At 36.3% G+C, this 844-nt stretch carries 2 protein-coding genes; both read right to left on the bottom strand.

The annotated features are described in order from the left end of the window. A partial coding sequence (locus tag ACFILW_RS10225; RefSeq protein WP_375685783.1) for an SMI1/KNR4 family protein occupies positions 1–322 on the bottom strand: 322 nt, incomplete at its 3' end. A gap of 51 nt (positions 323–373) precedes the next feature. Then, on the bottom strand, positions 374–844 hold a 471-nt coding region (locus ACFILW_RS10220; protein WP_375685782.1), incomplete at its 5' end, for an HNH/ENDO VII family nuclease.

The raw sequence follows: 844 nt of genomic DNA, 5'->3' as shown, positions 1-844 counted from the left end.
CAAGCTGTTCTGATGTTGCAAAACCACGTTTTCTAGCATTTAAGTTTTGGAAAACAATATCACCACCAGGGATATCTGCTCCACACTCCTTATAAAGGCTAAAGATTTCATCACCACCAATTTCTCCTCCTCCATATTTTTTTAAAAAAACTTTATAAGAGGATGTGAATTGTAAACCGAGAGCTTTCTCCGCCTTTTCAATCTGTAGATCATCTGTTTCATTCTCTTCATCATCTTCACTACCCAAATTGATAATATCATCATCATATTTATTCACTTTATCAATTAATACTGCAACATCAGCTAAGGTATAGGTTTTCATAGATTATTTCTCCAAACTTCTTTTTTCTCTCTTTTCATAAACCGTAGAGCATTATTGCCGATGCTCCTGTCCCCATCTGTCAAAATTTAGACCTATAATACCCCATTTCATATCAATTATTCCTCCTAAACTACTGTTTTCCTGTTCTCCATATCCATTACCACGTTTATCCCAATATTCCTCTCTCTGCTTATTAAACTTTTCTCTCTCTATAAGCGATTGATGTGTTTTGGGATTAGCATGAATAACAGAAGTATATTTTTTATGAAATTCATGGCTCATCTCTGCTATGGGTCCATCAGGCGTTTGCTTTAGGTGATGCAACTCAACAGACCAGCCATCAAACCCTATAGGTGCTTTTCCTGCTTTCATTCTTTCAACATTGGTGCCCCATACTTCTTCCCCTTTTACTGTCCAACTAACCATTTTGTCAGGATCAAACAAATCGTCTCTCTGATAGGCTTTGTTAGTCTGTCCAAATTTGCTATCGGTAAATTTAGTGGGTTTCTTTTTTAACCAAAG

Source organism: Bartonella sp. TT110JLCBS, from assembly GCF_042193405.1.
Taxonomy (GTDB): domain Bacteria; phylum Pseudomonadota; class Alphaproteobacteria; order Rhizobiales; family Rhizobiaceae; genus Bartonella.
This window is presented reverse-complemented; position numbering and strand designations above follow the sequence as displayed.